This window comes from Acinetobacter sp. GSS19 (genome assembly GCF_028621895.1).
GTDB lineage: Bacteria > Pseudomonadota > Gammaproteobacteria > Pseudomonadales > Moraxellaceae > Acinetobacter.
In genome coordinates this window covers 86,834-107,497 of the sequence record NZ_CP117520.1, presented here as the reverse complement: position 1 = coordinate 107,497, position 20,664 = coordinate 86,834, and the positions used below count along the sequence as shown (strand labels likewise).

The following is a 20,664-nucleotide window of genomic DNA, read 5'->3' as shown; positions in this document are numbered from 1 at the left end:
AAGATTTCATGCTGATTTGCGTTCTTTTTATAAATAACTGAGGTTTGCCATGAGCTTATGTTCGCATGAACATCATAATGCCCTGCACGGCGTGCATGATCACCCGAATGTGGATACACGTCTGGCTGAAGCAGAGCAATTGTGTGCAGCCTCAGGTGCCCGTCTTACTCCGCTACGCAAAGAAGTTCTGGAACTGATTCTCAAGGCTTCAGGTCCTATGGGTGCCTATGACCTGTTAGCACAAATAAAAAGCAGCTCAGATCGTCCTGCCGCACCACCCACCGTCTATCGGAGTTTGGACTTCTTGCTGGAAAAAGGACTGATCCACCGTTTAACCTCTATCAATGCCTATATTCCCTGCTGTCACCCACGTGAAGGTCATCAGGCGGCATTTCTTATTTGTACCGAATGTAAAGTAGTCAAAGAAGCCTCAGCGCAAGGACTACTCCAGCAGTTAGATCAACTGGCGGCCTCAGATCACTTTACTGCACAGCACACAATTATTGAAATTTCAGGAAAATGTCAGCAGTGCACCAACCAATAGCCTCCCCTTCCACACTGATCGAACTCAAAGGCATCAGTGTGCGGATCGATGACCGCGATATCCTGAAACAGGTGGATTTCAGCCTGCATGAAAAAGAGATCGTCACCCTGATTGGCCCCAACGGTGCAGGTAAATCGACTTTAATTAAAGTTCTGCTTGGGATTGTACAACCCAGTGCCGGACAGAAAATCAGTACCAAAAAGTTAAAACTGGCCTACGTTCCGCAGAAGTTCAATCCTTCACACAGCCTGCCATTACGAGTCAAAGACCTGCTGGCACTGGAAAAATGCGACCCATCCATTAAGGCCGAAATCATCCGCGATACCGGTATTGGCAAACTTAAAGATGCCAGAGTCCAGCAGCTTTCGGGCGGTGAACGTCAACGCGTGCTACTAGCCCGTGCACTGCTACGCCAACCGGATATTCTCGTTCTAGATGAACCGATGCAGGGACTGGATATCCAGTCGGAAGCCGAACTGTATGACTATGTACGCAGCCTGCCAGAGCGTTATGGTTGCGCCATTTTAATGGTCTCCCATGATTTGCAATGGGTGATGCAAGGCACCCACCGTGTCGTTTGTCTGAACAAACATATCTGTTGCAGCGGTTTACCGGAAAATGTGCAGCAGCATCCGGAATATCAGGCGATTTTTGGTCCAAACCGGGTGTTCTATCAGCATCATCATGATCACTGTGCACATGGTGATAGCGCGAATCCATGTCAGCATGATCCACGTCCCCATATTCACCCGGAGCCGGAAGCCTAAGTCATGATGGAATGGTTACAACTATTATTGCCGGCCTGGACTATGGGTACACTGCTGGTTTTTCTCACCGCACCACTGGGGTGTTTGATGTTATGGCGTCGCATGTCATTTTTTGCCGACACTATGGCTCATGGCACTTTACTGGGGGTCGCGATTGCTGGGGCATTGAGTTTACCGTTATGGTTAGGTGTGATTCTGCTGGCCTTGGTGCTGGTCGGAATTTTATGGGTGTTACATGATCCCCGTTTGCCCAATGATGCCTTACTCGCACTTTGCTCCGCCACACTGCTCTGTTCAGGCCTGCTGTTTATCCAGCACATCCCGAGTTTAAGGCCAGAACTGCTCAGCTATCTGTTTGGTGACCTGCTCACCATCAGCTGGTCCGACCTGCCAATGTTTGCCGTGGTAATTGTTCTTTCCCTGATGGTTCTCATCAAGTCCTGGAAAGCACAAATCCAGATTGCGATTGATCCTGATATTGCCGTGAGTGAAGGCATCCATGCTAAAGGGCAACGCCTGATTTTTATGCTGTTGCTGGCCTTATTTACCGTACTGGCTTTACGTGCAGTGGGTTCACTGTTGATGGGTGCACTGCTGGTCATTCCCGCACTGAGTGCACGTTTACTGGCACACTCGCCACAACAGATGGTGCTCTGGGCCTTTGTATTGGCACAGCTGGCCATCAGTATTGGCTTATGGTCGAGTGCTGCATTAAATGTTTCCAGCGGTTTAAGTATCGTCCTGTGTATGGCGCTGATTTTTGCAGTGATTTTTATTCTGCAAAAACTGCGCAAACTGGCAGCATAACGCTCCAGCTTAGGCTTGATGAACGGTACTTAACAGCAGCGCTGCGCAGGTAAACAAAATCGCAAAACTGCGGTTCATGTATTTTTGCTGTTTTGCTGAACTCAGTAGACGCAATACCTTGGCCGCAAGTCCGGTATAACCTGCCATCACAATCAAATCAATCGTGATCATGGTGGCAGCCATGATCAGATACTGCAACCATTGCGGCCGGTTCAAATCCAGGAATTGCGGCAACACCGCCAACAAAAATACAATCGCTTTCGGATTGCTCATATTGACCAGAAATCCATTCAAGACCAGGCTGTGACGTGACCGATACTGAGCTGCATGTACTGGCACATCCATAAGTTTCACTGGTGCAGTCCATTGCAGATAAGCCAGATAAAGCAAGTACAGTACGCCAAACCATTTCACTAAGCTAAACGCCCACGGTGTAGTCGCAAAAAGCACACCCGCACCGGCAGCCACAATCAGAATCTGTAAAATCAAGGCCAATTGCAGACCAATCGCATTGTAATAACCACGGCGGAAACCATAGCTCAGACCGCTCGACATAGATGCAATCGCACCCGCACCGGGAGAGACACTGATGACCCAGCAGGCCAACATATAGGCAAACCAAATCTGGTAAGACATAACATCAAAGCAAAATAAAAACGCCATTATAGGCGCTTTAAACTTGAATCCTAAAATTTATTCATCGTTAAAATACCGCCCTTGAGACTCTGTTGCCATGAATCATTCATCAAATAAAAGGAGCATCATGCTCCTTTTATTTCAATTAGCCCTTAATACGGCAAACGTCGATAAGCACGGTATTCTGGCGTCCAGAAATTGGCCTCGATCTGTTCCTGCAATTGTGCATCACTAATCAGTGGTGCAACCCCATCCTGCATCGCGGCCTGTGCCACCTTAAAGGCAATGAATTTCGATACCTGCTGAATATCATTAATATCCGGCAATAAATCAGCCTCTAGATCCTGCAATTTCGGTGAGCATTCTGCCAGTGCATTACTCGATGCCATCAACATATGATCGGTGACGCGACGTGCACCACAAGCCACCACTCCCAAACCAATGCCTGGGAAAATATAGGAATTATTGCACTGGGAAATCTGATAAATCTTGCCCTGATAATTCACCGGTGCAAACGGACTGCCAGTGGCAATCAAAGCTCTGCCCTCGGTCCATTCAATCAGGTCGGCTGGCACCGCCTCTACCCGTGAGGTTGGATTGGACAGTGGCAAAATAATCGGATGTTTACAATGTGCCGCCATGGTTCTGATCACCTCTTCAGTGAACAGCCCAGGCTGCCCGGATACCCCGATTAATACGCTTGGTTGAACGTGCTTCACGACATCCAACAAGGAGATGGCTTCGTTGACATTGGCCCATTCGGCAACTGCTTCTGGTTTTTGTGCTAGTTTACACTGGAAATTCAGCAGATTCGGCTGATTTTCCGTGATCAGGCCAAAACGGTCCACCATGTAGATCCGGGCACGTGCTTCAGTATCAGTCAAACCCTCAGCCACCATTTGTGCCACAATCTGTTCAGCGATACCACAACCTGCCGAACCTGCGCCAAGAAAAGCAATCGTCTGGTCTTTGAGCTGTTTGCCCGCTGCACGGCTTGCCGCAATCAGGCTACCCACAGACACCGCAGCGGTACCCTGAATATCGTCATTAAAACAGCAAAGCTGGTCGCGATACTTGTCCAGCAAAGGCATGGCATTTTTCTGGGCAAAATCTTCAAACTGAATCAGTGCCTTGGGCCAGCGACGCTTGATAGCCGCAATCACTTCATCCACAAAGGCATAATATTCATCACCACTGATCCGCGGCTGACTCCAGCCCATATAGATTGGATCATTGAGTAGTTGCGGATTGTTGGTCCCGACATCCAGGGTAATCGGCAAAGTATAGGCTGGACTAATGCCACCACAGGCCGTATACAGCGACAATTTACCGATCGGAATCCCCATGCCGCCAATACCCTGATCACCCAAGCCCAAAATGCGTTCACCATCTGTGATGACAATCACTTTGACATTCTTTTTATTCACATTCTGCAGGATGTCATCAATATGTGCACGATCCGGATAAGAAATAAATACACCGCGATGACGGCGATAAATATCCGAGAAACGCTGGCAGGCCTCACCCACGGTCGGGGTATAGATAATCGGCATCATTTCTGCCAGATGCTGTTCAATCAGGTGATAAAACAGGGTTTCGTTGGTGTCCTGGATATTTCGTAAATAAATATGCTTATTGATGTCATCCTGAAAGGTAGAGTACTGCTGATAGGAGCGTTGGCTCTGCTCTTCGATGGCTTCAATGGTATTCGGCAACAGGCCATGCAGGTTGAAACGCTGGCGCTCATCCTCGGTAAAGGCCGATCCTTTGTTTAATAATGGAAGTTCTAGAAGGGTATAACCGGCATAAGGGATATATAAAGGACGTTTTACTGCTACATTCTCGGTGGTCATTGCTACACTCATGCTCTCGATCAATCGCAGCGCATCATCACGATGGCTACGGAATTTTTCTCTAGCTTAAGCCGAATTTCACACAAAGTAGTATTTAGATACGTGATTATCCTCTACAGTTAATTTTAGTGAAAAATAAATCAATACAATCAATTGCCCAGCCGACCAGCTCAGCTTTTTTAGGATTGCGGTGGATGAACATCGACCAGTAATGCGGTCAATCTTCGGACCATGGGTAAGACCAGCAAGACCACGGGAAACGCCACTGCCCAAGACAACATCCAGGCCGAAAACCACATGTGAATGAAATTTTCCACCCAACCGACATTCTTAAACATATTCACCAGCGATACGATACCACTCATGAGGCAGGAAAGAAAAAGCGGCATGACCCATAAGGCAGCTCTAGGCGGTAGTTTAGGAATATGGCCAAAGATCATAGCGCGTGGTTTTGTCATTCCGGATCACCTGCGGTCGAAGAGGTTCATTTTAACATGCTTTTTTTAGGTCAGATTCAAGCCAATCGGGATCAGTCTGTACCATGTCGCCCGCAAATCATCTGCTTCTCCTGCATTGCCGTGAAATGCACTCCCCTAAACTGCGCGAAATTTGCTATATTTGCGGTTTTTCTGCGACATTAATTTTTCGATTGATTATGAATACGGCCATCCAAGCAGCTCTCGATCATGCAGTCCAATCCCTTCAAGCTGAAGGGCTACTCCCATCTGACTGGAACAACACCAGCAATTTAACACGCACCAAAGACCGCAGCCACGGTGATTTCGCGTCAAATATTGCCATGATCGCGGCCAAAGCAGCCGGGATGAAACCGCGTGATCTCGCAGAAAAAATTCTAGCAGCATTGCCAGAAGTTGCAGACATCAGCAAAGCAGAAATTGCCGGCCCGGGTTTTATCAACTTCTTCTTGAACGCCGATCAGCGTTTTGCGGTACTCGACCAGATTCAAGCGCAAAAAGACCAGTTCGGTCGCACTCAAGCCAATGCAGGTAAAAAGATTCAGGTTGAATTTGTGTCAGCCAATCCGACCTCCAGCCTGCATGTGGGACATGGCCGTGGTGCTGCGTATGGCATGACCGTAGCAAACCTGCTCGAAGCAACCGGTGCTACAGTAGACCGCGAATATTATGTCAATGATGCTGGCCGTCAGATGGACATTTTGGCGACTTCAACTTATTTACGTTATTTAGAATTACTTGGCCAGGCACTGGTGTTCCCGAAAAATGCCTACCAGGGCGACTATGTCAAAGAAATTGCACAAAGCATTATCGACAAAGATGGCGATGCCTATGTACGTCCGGTGGCAGATGTCTATAAAGATGTCCCTGAAGACGTGCAATATGCTGCTGAACCGGATGCTGATGGCAATAAAGTCGTGCTTTCAGGGGACAAAGAAAAACACATTGATGGCCTAATTGCCAATTCACAACAATTGATCGGCGCAGGCTACCGCGTATTCCACCAGGCCGCATTGAAAGCGATCCTGGATGACATCAAAGATGACCTCGGTGAGTTTGGTGTCACCTTTAACCAGTGGTTCAGCGAAGCGTCACTGACTGAAAAAATCGAAGAAGCGTTGCAGACTCTGGATCAACGCGGCTTCCTGTATGAACTGGATGGCAATATTTGGTTTAAGTCCACCGAATTTGGTGATGAGAAAGACCGTGTGGTGAAACGTCGTAATGGCCAGACCACGTACTTTGCCTCTGACATTGCCTACCACCTGAACAAATTGCAACGTGGTTACAGCCATCTGGTCGATATCTGGGGTTCTGACCACCATGGTTATATTGCACGTGTCAAAGCAGCAATTGATGCGATGGGTTATGACTCATCAAAATTGACGGTTCTGCTGGTTCAGTTCGTTAGCTTGTGGCGTGGTGGCGAAATGGTTCAAATGTCTTCACGTTCAGGCCAGTTTGTAACTTTGCGTGACTTGCGTAAAGAAGTCGGCAATGATGCCGCCCGCTTCTACTATGTGATGCGTAAATCTGAACAGCATATCGACTTCGACCTTGATTTGGCTGTGTCACAAAGTAAAGACAATGCCGTGTATTACATCCAGTATGCACATGCACGGATCTGTCGTATGCTAGAAAAAGCTGCAGCAACTGGTGTGCAGTTTGATATTGCAGCTGCCCGTACCCATGCAACACGTTTGGAATTAGAAGCTGAAAGCGAAATTCTGGCTAAGCTCGCTGCTTATCCGGATATTGTCTTCCGCGCTGCCAATGTTTATGAACCCCATCAAGTGGGTAACTACCTGAAGGAATTGGCTGCCCTGTTCCACGGTTGGTACAATGAACATAAAGTTCTGAATGATGATGCTGACCTGACGCAAGCACGGTTGTTACTTTCAGTGAATGTACAGCAAGTCCTGCAGAACGGTTTGCAATTACTGGGCGTTTCTGCACCTACAACGATGTAATTAAAAGAGGGATGTCACGTGTTTGGAAAAACGCAACGCGGCGTATCTGAACGGCCAAATAAACCTAAATCTGTGCTGGTGCCCAAATGGTTAGGTACACTGGTGGCGATTTTGGCAGTTTTATGCTTAGCGGTTGCCTTGCTTCTCTGGAAACCGTGGCAACCCGTGCAACCCAAAAACCAGATCCCATCTGGACACTACCAGGAAGAAACCAATAAGGACTTCCGTTTCTATGACCTGTTGCCACAACAACAAGTGACTCCGATTCCGGAACAGGCTATTCCAGAAAACAAAGAGCAAGGTACTGTGGTGATTGTAGAAGCACCAGAGCTGAACAAACCTCAGCCTGAAGCCAGTGCAGCCATAACTGAAACCGCACCAGCACCCGTTGCAGCTACCTATATTCTGCAAGTGCGCAGCTATGCGGATCCGGACAGTGCAGATGCACGTCGTGCCGAAATTATTTTGAATGGTCTCTCAGCGGATATCGTCAAAACAGTAGAAGGCGGCAAAACCTGGTATCGGGTAATCTCTGGACCTTACGAGTCACAAGAAGCTGCCCTGATTGCACAGCAAACCCTGCAACATAGCGGTATCGACTCGATTGTGATTAAACGCTAAGTCACCGCATCTGTGTTAAGGACGCCACGGCGTCCTTAATTTTTTGTTACATCTTTACCTACAAAAATCCCTGCACAACAGACTCCACTCATTTGTTTCAATTCTCGAGTGAATATTCCAGTTTTACAGATTGCATCGTTTGCGAATAAACAACGTCTTATCTTATTTTCCTCTTTGACTTGATCCAGCAGATACCTTCCACATAAACCAACCCTAATCGCATAATCTTTACTCCTTTTTATTAGTACTTTGATTTATAGCAAGATCTTTAGCATGTTGCTCAATTATTAATCTGATAATTTACATAAACACAGAATAAATATTTCTAATAAAACGGGGAAGACCTGATGCTCCAGGACAAGAAAAACCCTGTCAGTTTCAATTCATCGGTGACGGTCAGGGAACAAGACTCAGCAGAACCACAAGCTGCGCATTTTGTTATGCCATTACAGATGAGCAGAGACACCATTATCCAAGCGCTGCAGGATCCGTTGGCTCGTATTCCGCAAATGCTCTACCCGGCTTTTCTGGATTTCCACCATGAACATAGCCGTCGTTTTTTGTTGCAGGTTAATATTCTGGGGCAAGCAGCTTACTGGTGCTATGGCATTGCAGACTGGATCATGCTGCATGATGTAGGAATGCTGTCGATCGGGTTACGTTCACTTTATGTGACAGCCGTTGCTGGTTTGCTGGTTTATCTTTATCGCTACTCACGCAACATTCAGTTGCTGGATTTGTTATTACCCAGTTCAATTATTGGGGCTGCAATCATTTGGTTTGAGTTGTTGGTTCGTTCCACCAGTCCAGATGTGATGACTTTTCAATATGCGGCGGTAATCTTTATTATGCTGGCCAATTTGAGTGTACAGGTCCGTTTCACCCCTGTGCTCATCCTTTCCCAGCTGATTTCAGCCGTGGTCTTTTTCGGTGTGATCCGTACCAGCCTAGGACATCCACATGCCATTTTAGGCTTTGCGCTGGTGTATGTTCCGGTGTTGCTGTTTAGCCTGTATATCAGCTGGAGTGCCACACTAAAAAACCGACAAATTTTTCTGCGCCACATGCTTGAGGAGTGGAATCACCAAGCGCTGGATCAGCTAGCACATACTGACATGCTGACCAATCTGAATAACCGACGCCAGTTCGAACGGCTAGCACGCAGCGAATTAGCACGCTTGCAGCGACATTATGAACCGATGTGTCTATTAATGTTCGATGTGGATCATTTCAAAGACATTAATGATCATTATGGACATGATGTGGGCGATGAAGTACTGAAAATTATTAGCCAAACCGCCCAGGAAGAAATGCGCACACAGGATTTGCTGGCTCGTTTTGGGGGTGAAGAGTTTGTAGCCTTACTGCCAAATACCAATCTGGATGAAGCCAAAATCGCAGCCGAACGCTTACGCCAACATATTTCGGAGTCCAGAGTGATTACCAGCGCTGGTGATGTAATCGAATATACCATTTCCATTGGCATTTGCCTGGTCGAGCCCAAGGTGCAGGCTTTGCATAGCTTACTAAAATCAGCTGACCAAGCTCTTTATCTGGCCAAAGAGAACGGCCGTAATTGCATCAGATTAGCAACACAAACTGCACCTTTAGATCCGGTATGATTTGCCCCCTCCCCACTTTTCACTGAAGCGATTATTTCGACACGATGTGGGTCGTAATCGACAGGCTACGCAATAAAGTTTTGGTCACGGGCGTTTTTCCGCAAACGTTCAAGATACGTTCCTGCAGGGCAGCATCGGGCAAGTTGGCAAACACAATCCGACGCTCAATCCATTCCTGATTATCCCGATCACAGTGAAAGTCGGCTTCTACTGCAAAATCACCAAAATCGATTCCTTTATGCTTGGCATACATCCGTAGGGTAATCATAGTACAGGCGGCCAAACTTCCTGTCAGCAAATCATAAGGGGATGGCCCCTGATCCTGCCCGTCAAGCCGCGGGGGTTCATCGGTTAAATAATGATGCTGCCCACTACTAACCACCTGGCATTTCCATTGTCCGGCTAAAGGTTTGACCACACTGCTGGCTATTTTATTCATTTTGATGCTCTCATCTGATCTGGCAAAACTGGGGCTTCTAAACGGTCACCGACATAATCTGGTATTTCGCCAAAACGGCGATCATGCTGAATCCACTGTTCACGTGCTTGTTCTAATTCGGCACGGTTCCGTGCAACAAAATTCCACCACAATAAAATCGGAGTTGCAAAGGGTTCCCCTCCTATCAGTAATACTCGTTGTCCGGCTTTCAGCTCAAGCTCCAGTTGAGTTAAACCAGTATCGACCACCAGCAGATTATCCAGATTCAGTTCATGTCCTTCTACTTGTGCTGTGCCTTCCAAGGCCAGCAGTCCATATTCAAATGATGGATTGAGCGGAAGACAGATCTTAGTATCTGCTTGAGCGTTGAGATCCACAGCGAGTAACGGGCTATACACTTCTACCGGAGAGCGGGTAGACAAGAATTCACCGACCAGTATGGTACAGGTTACCTGATCATGCTCCACGACAGGCAGTTCCGGATAATGCTCAAATTTGGCAGGCATATTACGCTGATCGTCCGGTAGAGCAATCCACAGTTGGGCAGCATGTAATTGCGTTTCTGTCGCAGGAGAGACCTCAGTATGCGAGATCCCAAAACCGGCCGTCATCAAATTGACCTGTTGGGGACGAATCAGCTGTTTTGATCCCAGACTGTCGCTATGCATAACCGTCCCATCGATCATCCAGGTAAAGGTTTGCAATCCTATATGTGGATGAGGGCCGACATCCATACCCTGACCTGCCGGGAAGGTGACCGGGCCCGCATGATCCAGAAAGCACCAAGCCCCAATCATGCGTTTATGCCGACTCGGCAGTGCACGTTTAATGACCGTGCCTTTTCCTAGCAGAGCCGAGCGTACAGGAAATGTCTGTATCGATTGAGAGTGATCTGTTTCTGCTGCTGATTTGGAGATTTCCGTTTTATTATTACTCATGTCATTCTCCTGCCATTTTTATTCATGCATCTGATTCAAATTGATTGTAAACATGATGTTAGCTATTTACTTTTTCTTGACCTATGCCTTAGTTAATACGCTGAATGTCAGGCATAGGACAATAAGAATTTTGTTTTTATCAGAAATAAAAAAGGACGCTTCTGCGTCCTTAAAAACTTTCCTCATCAAAGCGGTCTTGGTCAATTTTATAAATATGAAAACTGCGTTCAATTTGGACACCCAAACCAAATTCGATCATTAATGACGTCAGCTTATCGCCATCAATCAGTACAATTCCGGATTTTTTCGCAGACTCAATTGCCTCTTTACTAAAAGATGAAGTTGTAATGAATACGGTCTGTATCTAATCCTATGGTTTAAAAATTTCATCCTGATGGAACTCAAAATATTTTTGATATCTGGAGTCAAATTGAATAACTGCATAATGAGGAATATTAAAAAATGCTTGTTCTGCATGAGTAAGCTGCTTAGAAATTAAAATCTCACCATCCTGCCTAAAAGATATAAGCCCCTTATCAAATAATCGATCAAAATTTGGCGTTAACAGTAATCCATTATATGGATCTAATCTTTCCTCATCACTGCTAACTGACCAGGGTTTTATATGGGATGCAATTAAAAATTGAGTATTCTTAAAGCCAGTAACGACGCAAAATTGATTCAGATCAAACAATCCTTTTCTAAATTTATTTTGTACCAATCTCACTTTGATAAGCTTTTCAGCTTCGGACGTAAATTTCTGATCTTCCGAAAAAATATCCCTGTCCTGAATATCATGTTCTTTTAGGTAATTCCCATAATGCCTAAGTGCTGATGAATACATATTATTGCCAACACTATTTCTTTCTTTATAAATATTCAACGATTCTATAATTCGCTTCACAGCTTCAAAATCAATACTATTCTGAGGCAATTCATAACTTGGCAACCATTCACTAATTCTATTTTTTATCACGAGATTATATTTAGAAGCTGTTGCGGTCGATAATCCTTTTTCATTCACCAACCAAGTATAAAAATCCATACCTCCTCCGATTAAAATAAAATATACAAAAAAGGACGCCTAAGCGCCCTTTCTAAAAATCATTTCACTCTGGCGCAGGCATAGCCTTTGCCGTAAAACTGGCAAGCAGCAATGCTGCTTGAAAGCCCAGTTTTACTCCCACTCAATCGTTGCTGGTGGCTTAGATGACACGTCATACACTACACGTGACACATCAGCAATTTCGTTCATGATACGGGTCGAGATTTTATCCACCAACTCGTATGGCAAGTGCGCAAAACGTGCGGTCATAAAGTCAACGGTTTCTACTGCACGTAGCGCGATTACCCAAGCATAACGGCGGCCATCACCCACCACACCGACAGATTTCACAGGCTGGAACACCGCAAAAGCCTGTGCAGTTTTGTCATACCAACCGCTGTCACGCAACTCTTGCATGAAGATGTCATCCGCAAGACGAAGGATATCCGCATATTCTTTTTTCACTTCACCCAAGATACGCACGCCCAAACCTGGACCCGGGAATGGATGACGGTAAATCATGCTGTGTGGCAAACCGAGCGTTGTACCCAATTTACGCACCTCATCTTTAAACAGGTCACGTAATGGCTCAACCAATTCAAAGGCTAAATCTTCCGGCAAACCACCCACGTTATGGTGTGATTTGATTACATGCGCTTTGCCTTGTTTGCTGGCAGCTGATTCAATCACGTCTGGATAAATCGTACCCTGCGCAAGGAATTTCACGCCATCGAGTTTACGTGCTTCTTCCGCAAACACTTCAATAAATTCACGGCCAATGATCTTACGTTTTTTCTCAGGATCAGTTTCGCCTGCAAGCGCACCCAAGAAACGTGCTTCTGCATCGGCACGAATCACACAGATACCCATGTTATCTGCAAACATTTGCATCACTTGATCGCCTTCGTTCAAACGAAGCAAACCATTGTCTACAAATACGCAAGTGAGCTGGTCGCCAATCGCTTTATGCAACAAAGCAGCAACCACAGATGAATCCACTCCACCGGAAAGACCTAGCAGTACTTTTTCATCACCAATTTGTTTACGCAATTGTTCTACGCGCAAATCGATAATGTGCTCTGGTGTCCAAAGACCACGGCAACCACAAATTTTATGCACGAAGTTAGAAAGCAATTCGGCACCCTTAGAGGTGTGCGTTACTTCCGGATGGAACTGTACGCCATAGAAACGGCGTTTTTCATCACTCACGGCTGCAAACGGACAACTTGCTGTGCTGGCAGTGACCTGGAAACCTTCTGGAATCGCACTCACTTTGTCACCGTGACTCATCCAAACATGCAGCTGGTTTTCACGGTCTTGCAAATTGCCAATCAGCTGGTCACGAACCAAGATATCCACTTCGGCATAACCGAATTCGTGTACCGTACCCGGCTCAACCTTGCCGCCCAATTGTTCTGACATGGTTTGCAAACCATAGCAGATCCCCAATACTGGCACGCCTAACTCGAACACCACTTGTGGTGCACGTGGGCTGCCTTCAACGTGAACACTTTCAGGGCCACCTGACAAGATAATCCCGTTTGGATTAAAGGCACGAATGTCTTCTTCAGACATGTCATAGGCATACATTTCAGAATATACGCCAGCTTCACGTACACGACGCGCAATCAGCTGACTATATTGAGAACCGAAATCCAGAATCAGGATGCGGTCTTCAGTAATTTGGGTATTGGTAGTCATGACAAACAACTATGCAAGGCAAACGAAGTAAGCCCGTGATTCTACCATTTTTCCTGGCATTACGCACATTCTTCGCACAAGCCGGATATTTGTCGTTTTAGTCTGTACAAATTATAAAAAACCGGGTCTGATCGACCCGGTTTTTTAAACATCGCCTACCGTTTATTTTTCAATGGCGTTGTCAATACTGAACTTGCCAGCGCCCTGCAACATTACGAACAAGAATCCGCCCGTGATAGCGATGTTTTTCATAAGGTGAATAGAATTATTGGTGATTTGTTCCGGAGTAGCACCACCAACATGAAAAATCATGCCTGCCACTAGGGTAAAAATTGCCAACCCCAAGGCGACGATCCGTGTTTGAAAGCCCACCAGCAAAGCCAAACCACCACCGATCTCAATCAGAATCACCAAAGGCAACAGGCTCCCTGGTATTCCCATCATTTCCATATAACCCGCTGTGCCAGCATACGCATTTATTTTTCCCCAGCCCGCAATCAGAAAGATATATGCCATAAATACTCGGGCTAACAGGGCAATCAGTGCATGGGCTGTCGGAGTGGTCACCATATTTTTAACCGTAACATTGGGATTGAACATAGGAACCACCTGTTTGCATATTATTTAATCAATTCGATTATGTTACGCCCTAAATTATACAAACAGAATAACCATATATCGGACTGACCGTTGCAATAATAGAACAGGATTCAGAGACAGAATTTAAGTTTTTGATACTGACTTTACCACCTATCACTGCTAGGATTTCCTCACATCTTCCTTTATCTTGGCCCCATGAACCCCATCGATTTTATCTTACATGTTGACCAACACCTGCTTGAGTTTATTACCAACTATGGGGTGTGGATTTACGGCATTTTATTTTTAATTATTTTTGTTGAAACGGGACTGGTAGTGATGCCCTTCCTGCCTGGTGACAGTTTACTGTTTGCTGCAGGTGCCTTGGCTGCCTCTACCGGTGCACTCAATCCCTGGTTACTCGGTGTATTGCTGTTTACGGCTGCGGTATTGGGCGATACATTGAATTATCATATTGGCCGCTGGATCGGACCTCGTGTGTTTGAGTTGAATACCCGCTTGATCAATAAACAGCATTTATTGAAAACCCAGCAGTTCTTCGCCCGCCATGGCGGTAAAACCATTATTTTTGCCCGTTTTATTCCTTTTGCCCGTACCTTTGCACCATTCGTTGCAGGTACAGGCAGCATGAATTACAAATATTTCCTCACCTATAACGTGATTGGTGCATTCTGCTGGATCGCGTCTTTTGTGACTTTGGGCTATCTGTTTGGCAATATGCCGATTGTGAAAGACAATTTCACCCACCTGATTTTCGGCATTATTATTCTGAGCATTCTACCAGGGGTTATCGGTTTTATCCGTCAACGCTGGCAAGAACGCAATGCCTTAAAACAACCCAAATAAACAGCTCGGTAGCCAACATTAAGTTGATCATTCGAGGCTGAAGATCAGCCGATCCTGAATCGTCAGGATCGGCTTTTTATTTTGAAGCATTCAGTGCCATGATTGAAAGTGTTGCAATCAGCGCAACAAAATAGACGATTCGACCTCTAAAACGCCAAGTACACGCAGCCAATGCAAGCCCTGCAAACACTTATAAAACAAGTGCCAAGGCGATAACCTCTTGCTTGCGAAGGGTGAGCCGTTTAGTTCGAAGATTGCGTTGTCTTGCTACGGATCAGAAGCGGACAGTTTTTAAATTTAGCGGCCTGTACAATTGCTTCTTGTTCCCCAAGTACACGCGCCAGCTCCGTCCGTTTGGTAGCAGAGGATTGACCCATATTGACCGAAATACTCGGACCAACACCCCAGTCACCTCCACTCCCCCAGCCGCCGCCAATGCCAATACCGACGCCGACACCCGTACTTTTTGCCGGCTCGACACCCGCATCAATATAAGCCTGTATCCGGTTATATTCACTTTGCAGCTGCTGACAGTTAAAGGCCTGATAGTGCGTCGGCGACACATAGAGTGGCTTGACTGTTGTGGCGCAAGCACTGAGAAGAACCGCTGTGATCGTAGTCATTGCGAAAGAAAATTTGTTCATACCGGACTCTTGCTTATTTTTGTTCAATTTCATTGAACAATGTCTGATAGGCCTGCGTCAATTTATGATCAGCTGCCAGATGGATCAGTGGCAGATTGCGATGATGAGATTCCTTCATCAACACAGAAGGTGGCAGTTTACTCTGTAATACCGGCAACCCTTCATCCTGTAACTCTTGTACCACTTCGCGAGGCAGCTTGGCCTGTGCCTGAAACTGATTTACCACAATCCCTTCAATTTCCAGACGGTTATTATGATCGTCCTGAGTTTCAATCACATTAGCAATCAGACTGTGCAAGGCACGTTTGGAAAATACATCGCAATCAAACGGAATCAGCACCCGATCCGCTGCAATCAGGGCAGAAAGGGTAAAAAAGTTAAATGCCGGAGGGGTATCAATATAGATTCGGTCATATTGGGTTTCTAGAGCACGGAGCGCGTCGCGCAATTTATAAATTTTGTGTTTGGCCTCTAGTGCATGTTGTAAAGCACCTAAGGTAGGACTTGCAGGAATGACGTGCAGATGTTCAAAGGGGGTGTGATGCACATAACTGTGTAAGCCATGACTACGGCTGCCCAAAATTGATCCCAATGCATTCCCCAACAGGCTGCGGGTCTGGGTGGTATCCAGCACTTCCTGAAAAAACTGCTCAATATTCGGTGCTAATATGGGTTGATCCGCCGTATGACTGGCAGCGTCCCCTAACAGATACTGACTGGCATTGGCCTGTGGGTCGAGATCAATGACCAGGGTTTTGAGTTGCTGAGCCGCACTGATGGCCGCCAAATTGACGGCAATACTGGATTTTCCAACACCACCTTTCTGGTTAAAGATCACACGTGTCCGCATTCCGTTCCCTCATCTTGTTCTTGTTGGCTTTCTGTACGCTAGTTTAACCTAGTGTACAGAAGCACTGAGGGAAAATGTGAAGAATTAACCGAAAGTCGGTTTGAGCAGAATCAAGATAATAATGGCCACAAAAGCCACTGCCCCCAGAATGAGTCCCGCACGGCGTTGCACCAGCAAAATTGAATCATCGCGTTTAAAGGCTTTAATGAAGGAAGACAACAACACCAAAAACAGAATAATTTTGGCATAGAACCACGGCTGTACCTGAAACTGGTTCATCACCAGCAAAATGATGCCCGTCAGTGCAATCAGGCTAAAGGCCAGATGCTGACTACCGACCAACAATTTGCGTGCAACCGGATTCGGCTGCTGTTCCTGCACCCCAACAAACAGGGTCATTGCACGTACTACAAACACCAATAAAGCCAGAGTTGCAGCACTCATATGCACGATTTTAATCAATAAATGACTATCCATACTTACAACCTGGCTTATTCTGACTTCGGTGCATGAGCACATTCTGGACTGTCAGGTGCCTGCCCCTGCCATTCCTGTGGTAAATAGGCATGGATGGCGAGTGCATGAATTCGGCTTGGTGCCAACAAATCTCCGGCCGCAGCATAAACTTTCTGATGGCGTTGCACTAAACGTAATCCCTCAAATGCTTCAGAGACGATCTCCACCTTAAAGTGCGATTCTTTGCCTGGGAAATAGCCACCATGACCTGAAGATTCATTTACCACCTGCAAGTGACTCGGCTGTAAATCCTGTAAGCGCTCAATCAATTGTTGTTCCAGGCTCATTTTTACTTCTCCATCCGTCGATTATTTCGAGAAAATCACCTTGTTATACCATGATCTGCACATACTGAGGCAGCCGAATCCGTCCTAGAGACAATTACAAAATCAGATTTTGGCCAACACAGAGAATTTTCATCCCTCCAGGGTGAAATAATGATCCACAGGGATAAGTGACTGATTTTATTTTATGCAATTGATACAATATTCTGCATAAAGTTGTTGACCAGTTTTTTACATCAGGTATTATAGCTGGCACGCGGGAATAGCTCAGTTGGTAGAGCACAACCTTGCCAAGGTTGGGGTCGCGAGTTCGAGTCTCGTTTCCCGCTCCAAAATCTTTTAAGTGTAAGTTTTTATAGTAAAACTGCTCAATCTGCGGGAATAGCTCAGTTGGTAGAGCACAACCTTGCCAAGGTTGGGGTCGCGAGTTCGAGTCTCGTTTCCCGCTCCAAATTTTAAAGGCCCTAGTCGGAAGACTGGGGCTTTTTTATTGTTGATTCAAAAAGAATATTTTAAAAGAACCTCGGCAATCTATATCCAACATTTCAGGATTCATTCTGATAAACCAAGGGATCTAATGCCATTTGGTGACCAAAAGTGACTTTTTCACGCCTTCAGCAATGTTTTTATTATGATCTCACAGTACTTTAAATCATAAATCTTTAAGAATTCCCTAATTCTAGGATTGGCTTTTTAACAATATCCCAGATTACGCCGAGAAAAATTTAACTAATATTTTTTACCATGATTGTGATACGGTGACCAAATTTGGTCACCAATTTTAAGCACAAAAATCTTTAGTAATTATAGCTGTTATAGCTTTTCAATTTTTTCTTCACTTAAAGATTCGTAGACATTTTCAGCTAATGCCCTGCTCTCCGGAATCATTTTGCTTAAATTGCAATAAATCTCCGACTTGCACTTGTAACAGCATGCAAAGTTTTTCAAGTGTTTCAAAATCAATCCTTGTTGACTGGCCATTATAAAGTTTATGCAGAGTGGTCTTGCTCATCCCAGTTGCTCTAGCAACATCTGCAACCTTCATCCGGCGTTCTGCCAAAAGTACTGGCAAATTGCAAACTATCATTAATTATCACCATTGTGTAATAAAGTACTTGCATGGTGTTACTTATGCATATATTATTGCATTGAGTCATTTAATAACACCATTGTGGTACTTTTTAAAAGGAAATGCTTATGAACTTGACCTATCTTACTACAAAAGAGTTATCCCAACGAATCCATTATAACGAGAGAACTATTCGCAACCAGTTAAAAGACAGCGTTCTTATCGAGGGCATTCATTACATTCGCCCTTTTGGTGGGCGAAAAATTCTGTATGTGTGGGAGCGTATTGAAGAAGACATGACGAAAACAACGTTAGGTAATTTACATACCCTTCAATTGCAATAAGGAGATAATTTTATGGCAGCAATTCGATCACGATATGGCAAGTTGGGGGTCGACTTTCGATATCTCAACATGCGTTGTCGCGAAACCACAGCTTTAGAAGACAATAGTCAAAACAGAAAAAACTTGAAAAAGTAATTGAACGCATGGAAGCAGAAATTCTGCTGGGCATTTTTGACTATGCCAAATATTTTCCCAAAAGTGCTCGCTTAAAGGAAATCAAAGAAGCTGAAAATAGAGTCAATGCAATTAGTTCAAAAACACCCATGTTTTCAGAATATTGTAAGACTTGGTTTATAGAAAAAGAAATTGAATGGCGAACAAGTTATCGTGGAAAAATCCAAATAGTTCTAAGGAAATATTTGATCCCTTATTTTGGTAGCTTACCAATTATTAACGTCAAAAAGTCAGACATTCTAGGATTCCGCACATCCCTCGCCAAAGTGACTTACGGAGTTGCCCAAGAATGTCTATCACCATCACGAATCAACCAGATTATGACAGTGTTACGTATGATACTCGATAGCGCAGCTGAACGATATGATTTTGATAGTCCTTATAAAAATATCAAAAATCTAAAAACACAAAAAACTGAAGTTATGCCTTTTACGCTACAAGAAGTCTCGCTCATTTTGCAGCATGTCAGGGAGGACTTTAAACCGTACTATACAGTGCGCTTCTTCACAGGAATGCGCACCAGTGAGATTGATGGACTGCGCTGGAAAAATATCGATTTCCAACGTCATGAAATTCACATTCGAGAAGCTTTAGTTAATGGGGAACTTGGGGGTACCAAAACTTATGGCTCCGATCGTACGATTCAAATGAGTGAATGTGTTTATGATGCACTCATACAACAAAAAAGTCTGAACAATGGACGTTCAGAATTTGTCTTCTGTAATCGAGAAGGTGGCCCTTTAGATTATCGTTTAGTCAATAAACGGGTTTGGCATCCTCTCTTACGCCTACTGCGTCTACCCAGTCGTCGTGCTTATCAAACACGCCATACAGCTGCAACACTCTGGTTGTCGGCAGGTGAGAATCCAGAATGGATTGCACGCCAACTGGGGCACTCAACGACTGAAATGCTGTTCCGAGTCTATAGCCGCTACATTCCGAATGTTACGCGACGCGATGGCAGTGCTTTTGAAGCCATGCTAGAGAGACTAAATATAGAGGAGGTTGCCCATGAACAATAAAGCTTTCTTTGGCGGCGTAGTAGTTAGTCCGGAAGCAGATATGGTCGCTCGTGAACTTATCTATGAGTTACACATTCCCAAACTTCACAATCTGGCCTTTTTGCTGGAGATCAATAAATGTTTCGATGATCACCAAGCATTAAGACTATGGCTACAACGACTACTGGATGAGGGACAAGCCCATTACGATGATCTAGCCCAACAAGCCCGCCTCCGGTTAATGAGCCTAACTCACCAATAAGACAAACATACAAGGTCATCTAATCGATGACCTTAGCCCCTCTATACCCATAAAAGGTAAACCCATGCATAAAGATATTTCAATTTGGATGCCACTCTATATTGGTGACTTACAGGCAAAATTCGCACGAATGACCACAGAACAAATCGGTGCAGCACTGCTGTTAATGATGGATTTTTGGAAAAATGGTGCTATTCCTCATGATCTAGCAACGATATGCAGCATCACGAAATTACCACAACAGACAAAGGTTAAAACTTTGTTGAATACACTAATCGCATTGGAATTGTTTGAAATCGAATCTGAACAGATTCATTCAAATTTTTTAACCAGTTTAAAAAGCCAGGCTTTACAAAATCAGCAGATAAAATCTGATAAAGCTAAAAATGCAGCACAAGCACGCTGGAATAAATCCGCAAGTAATGCTCAAGCATCTAATAAGCAAGTGCAAAAAAATGCTCAAGCATTCTCCGAGGATACCCTAAGCATTGCTCCAACCAAGCTCAAGCAATGCCCTTCATCTTCATCTTCATCTTCATCTTCATCTTCATCTTCATCTTCATCTTCATCTTCATCTTCATCTTCATCTTCATCTTCATCTTCAAATTTTGAAGAAAAAAATGAGAATTTTTTAGAAAATTCAAAATGGATTTAG

23 protein-coding genes, 2 tRNA genes and 2 pseudogenes are annotated in these 20,664 nt (G+C 44.9%); 13 read left to right on the top strand and 14 right to left on the bottom strand.

What is annotated here, in order from left to right:
* Positions 1–49 precede the first annotated feature (49 nt).
* The 3 genes from PGW99_RS00570 to znuB are packed head-to-tail and all read left to right on the top strand — an operon-like array spanning position 50 to position 2,118.
* Positions 50–544 (top strand): transcriptional repressor, encoded by a 495-nt coding sequence (locus PGW99_RS00570; protein ID WP_273778138.1) that lies wholly within the window; start codon positions 50–52, stop codon positions 542–544.
* Entirely contained in the window at positions 520–1,311 is a 792-nt protein-coding gene (gene znuC / locus PGW99_RS00565) for a zinc ABC transporter ATP-binding protein ZnuC (protein ID WP_273778136.1), read from the top strand. Before PGW99_RS00570 ends, znuC begins: the two co-directional genes overlap by 25 nt.
* Before the next feature lie 3 nt (positions 1,312–1,314).
* Positions 1,315–2,118 (top strand): zinc ABC transporter permease subunit ZnuB, encoded by an 804-nt coding sequence (gene znuB / locus PGW99_RS00560; RefSeq protein ID WP_273778134.1) that lies wholly within the window; start codon positions 1,315–1,317, stop codon positions 2,116–2,118.
* Positions 2,119–2,127: 9 nt separating this feature from the next.
* Here the strand turns inward: znuB and PGW99_RS00555 are convergent, their stop codons facing one another.
* From PGW99_RS00555 to PGW99_RS00545, 3 genes are all read right to left on the bottom strand, one after another.
* On the bottom strand, positions 2,128–2,754 hold the full coding sequence (locus tag PGW99_RS00555) for a LysE family transporter (RefSeq protein WP_273778132.1): 627 nt from the start codon (positions 2,752–2,754) through the stop codon (positions 2,128–2,130).
* A gap of 152 nt (positions 2,755–2,906) precedes the next feature.
* A complete protein-coding gene (locus PGW99_RS00550; protein ID WP_273779379.1) occupies positions 2,907–4,607 on the bottom strand; it encodes an NAD-dependent malic enzyme in 1,701 nt (566 codons plus the stop codon).
* A gap of 179 nt (positions 4,608–4,786) precedes the next feature.
* A complete protein-coding gene (locus PGW99_RS00545) occupies positions 4,787–5,065 on the bottom strand; it encodes a DUF2798 domain-containing protein (protein WP_273778131.1) in 279 nt (92 codons plus the stop codon).
* 197 nt (positions 5,066–5,262) lie between these two features.
* Between PGW99_RS00545 and argS the strand changes: the two genes are divergently transcribed.
* The 3 genes from argS (at position 5,263) to PGW99_RS00530 (ending at position 9,296) form a co-directional block, all read left to right on the top strand.
* Positions 5,263–7,053, top strand: a complete 1,791-nt coding sequence (gene argS / locus PGW99_RS00540; protein WP_273778130.1) for an arginine--tRNA ligase — start codon at positions 5,263–5,265, stop codon at positions 7,051–7,053.
* A gap of 18 nt (positions 7,054–7,071) precedes the next feature.
* Complete coding sequence (locus PGW99_RS00535; protein ID WP_273778128.1) at positions 7,072–7,674, top strand: SPOR domain-containing protein; 603 nt, start codon at positions 7,072–7,074, stop codon at positions 7,672–7,674.
* Between the two features lie 347 nt (positions 7,675–8,021).
* Positions 8,022–9,296: a GGDEF domain-containing protein gene (locus PGW99_RS00530; protein ID WP_273778127.1), complete on the top strand. Its 1,275-nt coding sequence runs from the start codon at positions 8,022–8,024 to the stop codon at positions 9,294–9,296.
* Positions 9,297–9,327: 31 nt separating this feature from the next.
* Here PGW99_RS00530 and PGW99_RS00525 read toward each other — a convergent pair whose 3' ends face one another.
* The 6 genes and pseudogenes from PGW99_RS00525 to PGW99_RS00500 form a co-directional block, all read right to left on the bottom strand.
* Positions 9,328–9,735 (bottom strand): OsmC family protein, encoded by a 408-nt coding sequence (locus PGW99_RS00525; RefSeq protein WP_273778125.1) that lies wholly within the window; start codon positions 9,733–9,735, stop codon positions 9,328–9,330.
* Positions 9,732–10,673 carry a pirin family protein gene (locus PGW99_RS00520; RefSeq protein WP_273778124.1) on the bottom strand — a complete coding sequence of 314 codons (942 nt, stop codon included), beginning with the start codon at positions 10,671–10,673 and terminating at the stop codon, positions 9,732–9,734. The genes PGW99_RS00525 and PGW99_RS00520 overlap by 4 nt, the downstream gene beginning before the upstream one ends.
* A gap of 169 nt (positions 10,674–10,842) precedes the next feature.
* A pseudogene (locus tag PGW99_RS00515) lies at positions 10,843–11,028 on the bottom strand (restriction endonuclease); the annotation flags it as partial.
* A 15-nt stretch (positions 11,029–11,043) separates the two neighbouring features.
* Positions 11,044–11,718, bottom strand: a complete 675-nt coding sequence (locus PGW99_RS00510; RefSeq protein ID WP_273778123.1) for an HNH endonuclease — start codon at positions 11,716–11,718, stop codon at positions 11,044–11,046.
* A gap of 132 nt (positions 11,719–11,850) precedes the next feature.
* Entirely contained in the window at positions 11,851–13,419 is a 1,569-nt protein-coding gene (gene guaA / locus PGW99_RS00505; protein ID WP_273778122.1) for a glutamine-hydrolyzing GMP synthase, read from the bottom strand.
* Between the two features lie 162 nt (positions 13,420–13,581).
* Positions 13,582–14,019, bottom strand: a complete 438-nt coding sequence (locus PGW99_RS00500; RefSeq protein WP_273778120.1) for a DoxX family protein — start codon at positions 14,017–14,019, stop codon at positions 13,582–13,584.
* Positions 14,020–14,214: 195 nt separating this feature from the next.
* Here PGW99_RS00500 and PGW99_RS00495 point away from each other — a divergent pair, with 195 nt between their 5' ends.
* Positions 14,215–14,865 carry a DedA family protein gene (locus PGW99_RS00495; protein WP_273778119.1) on the top strand — a complete coding sequence of 217 codons (651 nt, stop codon included), beginning with the start codon at positions 14,215–14,217 and terminating at the stop codon, positions 14,863–14,865.
* Between the two features lie 242 nt (positions 14,866–15,107).
* Here PGW99_RS00495 and PGW99_RS00490 read toward each other — a convergent pair whose 3' ends face one another.
* The 4 genes from PGW99_RS00490 to PGW99_RS00475 form a co-directional block, all read right to left on the bottom strand.
* Positions 15,108–15,509: a hypothetical protein gene (locus PGW99_RS00490; protein WP_273778118.1), complete on the bottom strand. Its 402-nt coding sequence runs from the start codon at positions 15,507–15,509 to the stop codon at positions 15,108–15,110.
* 13 nt (positions 15,510–15,522) lie between these two features.
* The gene (locus PGW99_RS00485) at positions 15,523–16,359 is read right to left on the bottom strand and encodes a ParA family protein (protein ID WP_273778117.1); all 837 of its coding nucleotides are present in this window, start codon (positions 16,357–16,359) and stop codon (positions 15,523–15,525) included.
* A gap of 84 nt (positions 16,360–16,443) precedes the next feature.
* A complete protein-coding gene (locus PGW99_RS00480; RefSeq protein WP_273778116.1) occupies positions 16,444–16,836 on the bottom strand; it encodes a SirB2 family protein in 393 nt (130 codons plus the stop codon).
* A gap of 14 nt (positions 16,837–16,850) precedes the next feature.
* The gene (locus PGW99_RS00475; protein WP_273778114.1) at positions 16,851–17,162 is read right to left on the bottom strand and encodes a BolA family protein; all 312 of its coding nucleotides are present in this window, start codon (positions 17,160–17,162) and stop codon (positions 16,851–16,853) included.
* Positions 17,163–17,415: 253 nt separating this feature from the next.
* Between PGW99_RS00475 and PGW99_RS00470 the strand changes: the two genes are divergently transcribed.
* Positions 17,416–17,491: transfer RNA gene (locus PGW99_RS00470), tRNA-Gly, on the top strand.
* A gap of 43 nt (positions 17,492–17,534) precedes the next feature.
* Positions 17,535–17,610, top strand: a tRNA-Gly gene (locus PGW99_RS00465).
* Between the two features lie 408 nt (positions 17,611–18,018).
* Here the strand turns inward: PGW99_RS00465 and PGW99_RS00460 are convergent.
* The gene (locus PGW99_RS00460; protein ID WP_273778105.1) at positions 18,019–18,246 is read right to left on the bottom strand and encodes a helix-turn-helix domain-containing protein; all 228 of its coding nucleotides are present in this window, start codon (positions 18,244–18,246) and stop codon (positions 18,019–18,021) included.
* Between the two features lie 110 nt (positions 18,247–18,356).
* Between PGW99_RS00460 and PGW99_RS00455 the strand changes: the two genes are divergently transcribed.
* The 4 genes and pseudogenes from PGW99_RS00455 (at position 18,357) to PGW99_RS00440 (ending at position 20,664) form a co-directional block, all read left to right on the top strand.
* A complete protein-coding gene (locus PGW99_RS00455; RefSeq protein ID WP_273778018.1) occupies positions 18,357–18,572 on the top strand; it encodes a hypothetical protein in 216 nt (71 codons plus the stop codon).
* A 12-nt stretch (positions 18,573–18,584) separates the two neighbouring features.
* Positions 18,585–19,768, top strand: a pseudogene (locus PGW99_RS00450) (Arm DNA-binding domain-containing protein).
* Entirely contained in the window at positions 19,758–20,009 is a 252-nt protein-coding gene (locus PGW99_RS00445) for a hypothetical protein (protein ID WP_273778014.1), read from the top strand. Before PGW99_RS00450 ends, PGW99_RS00445 begins: the two are co-directional and overlap by 11 nt.
* 64 nt (positions 20,010–20,073) lie before the next feature.
* Positions 20,074–20,664 (top strand): DUF1376 domain-containing protein, encoded by a 591-nt coding sequence (locus PGW99_RS00440; RefSeq protein ID WP_273778013.1) that lies wholly within the window; start codon positions 20,074–20,076, stop codon positions 20,662–20,664.

Coding starts and splice junctions, on each gene's coding strand:
- PGW99_RS00550 (WP_273779379.1), bottom strand. CDS start 4,607: ATGACCACCGAGAATGTAGCAGTAAAACGTCCTTTATATATCCCTTAT.
- znuC (WP_273778136.1), top strand. CDS start 520: ATGTCAGCAGTGCACCAACCAATAGCCTCCCCTTCCACACTGATCGAA.
- PGW99_RS00455 (WP_273778018.1), top strand. CDS start 18,357: ATGAACTTGACCTATCTTACTACAAAAGAGTTATCCCAACGAATCCAT.
- PGW99_RS00520 (WP_273778124.1), bottom strand. CDS start 10,673: ATGAGTAATAATAAAACGGAAATCTCCAAATCAGCAGCAGAAACAGAT.
- PGW99_RS00555 (WP_273778132.1), bottom strand. CDS start 2,754: ATGTCTTACCAGATTTGGTTTGCCTATATGTTGGCCTGCTGGGTCATC.
- PGW99_RS00570 (WP_273778138.1), top strand. CDS start 50: ATGAGCTTATGTTCGCATGAACATCATAATGCCCTGCACGGCGTGCAT.
- PGW99_RS00475 (WP_273778114.1), bottom strand. CDS start 17,162: ATGAGCCTGGAACAACAATTGATTGAGCGCTTACAGGATTTACAGCCG.
- PGW99_RS00445 (WP_273778014.1), top strand. CDS start 19,758: ATGAACAATAAAGCTTTCTTTGGCGGCGTAGTAGTTAGTCCGGAAGCA.
- PGW99_RS00460 (WP_273778105.1), bottom strand. CDS start 18,246: ATGATAGTTTGCAATTTGCCAGTACTTTTGGCAGAACGCCGGATGAAG.
- znuB (WP_273778134.1), top strand. CDS start 1,315: ATGATGGAATGGTTACAACTATTATTGCCGGCCTGGACTATGGGTACA.
- PGW99_RS00480 (WP_273778116.1), bottom strand. CDS start 16,836: ATGGATAGTCATTTATTGATTAAAATCGTGCATATGAGTGCTGCAACT.
- PGW99_RS00490 (WP_273778118.1), bottom strand. CDS start 15,509: ATGAACAAATTTTCTTTCGCAATGACTACGATCACAGCGGTTCTTCTC.
- PGW99_RS00440 (WP_273778013.1), top strand. CDS start 20,074: ATGCATAAAGATATTTCAATTTGGATGCCACTCTATATTGGTGACTTA.
- PGW99_RS00485 (WP_273778117.1), bottom strand. CDS start 16,359: ATGCGGACACGTGTGATCTTTAACCAGAAAGGTGGTGTTGGAAAATCC.
- argS (WP_273778130.1), top strand. CDS start 5,263: ATGAATACGGCCATCCAAGCAGCTCTCGATCATGCAGTCCAATCCCTT.
- PGW99_RS00495 (WP_273778119.1), top strand. CDS start 14,215: ATGAACCCCATCGATTTTATCTTACATGTTGACCAACACCTGCTTGAG.
- guaA (WP_273778122.1), bottom strand. CDS start 13,419: ATGACTACCAATACCCAAATTACTGAAGACCGCATCCTGATTCTGGAT.
- PGW99_RS00500 (WP_273778120.1), bottom strand. CDS start 14,019: ATGTTCAATCCCAATGTTACGGTTAAAAATATGGTGACCACTCCGACA.
- PGW99_RS00545 (WP_273778131.1), bottom strand. CDS start 5,065: ATGACAAAACCACGCGCTATGATCTTTGGCCATATTCCTAAACTACCG.
- PGW99_RS00510 (WP_273778123.1), bottom strand. CDS start 11,718: ATGGATTTTTATACTTGGTTGGTGAATGAAAAAGGATTATCGACCGCA.
- PGW99_RS00530 (WP_273778127.1), top strand. CDS start 8,022: ATGCTCCAGGACAAGAAAAACCCTGTCAGTTTCAATTCATCGGTGACG.
- PGW99_RS00525 (WP_273778125.1), bottom strand. CDS start 9,735: ATGAATAAAATAGCCAGCAGTGTGGTCAAACCTTTAGCCGGACAATGG.